Genomic DNA, 625 nt, shown 5'->3' on the forward strand with positions numbered 1-625 from the left:
GATGCACGTCTACGTGACCTGTTAAAAGGAACAGTTGCGAGCGATGATGAAGCTGCCGACTAAGTAGGATGCTTAGAAACAACCCTGCGGGTTGAGAGTGATCCGTTGCTGCCTTCCGAGGCACTCGATCCACGTAACGAGTAATAAATAAAAACGTGGGCGCATTCAAGGAGGAGAGGTAAATGGTTTTTCCATCAAAATATTTGTGGCTAGGGCTCGCTGGTGTGTCTGGTGGTGTGGTCGGCATAAACTTACACCCAGACATTAAAACTTGGGGCCAACGCGTCATGTTTGTGTTTGGTGGTTTAGCATGTACTATGTTTCTTTCAGAACCAATTGCAAGACATTTCGGTCTACAGGACCTGGGTGAAATATCCGCAGTAGGTTTTGGTATTGCTATCGTCTGGCAAACTATAATTGCCCGATTCTCTAACATAGTGAATAATATCAAGTTGCCTCTTCAGAATCAAACTGAACAAGCAACATCTACTGTAGTGAAGGAGACTTCAAATGCACCATCTGCTGAGTGACATCGGTATGTTCACCGATAATGCTTTCCCTATGATTGCAGGTGAATCTTTTTGGTCTACTCCTTTAGGTCTTGTTTTTAGCACTATTATTGTTG

At 43.8% G+C, this 625-nt stretch carries 1 protein-coding gene; it reads left to right on the top strand.

Features of this window, described 5'->3' with window-relative positions; translation table 11 throughout:
- Nucleotides 1-182: 182 nt before the first annotated feature.
- Complete coding sequence (locus N1032_RS26155; protein ID WP_259543558.1) at nt 183-530, top strand: hypothetical protein; 348 nt, start codon at nt 183-185, stop codon at nt 528-530.
- The last annotated feature ends 95 nt before the right edge of the window (nt 531-625 follow it).

It is taken from the genome of Herbiconiux daphne, from assembly GCF_024979295.1.
GTDB lineage: Bacteria > Actinomycetota > Actinomycetes > Actinomycetales > Microbacteriaceae > Herbiconiux > Herbiconiux daphnes.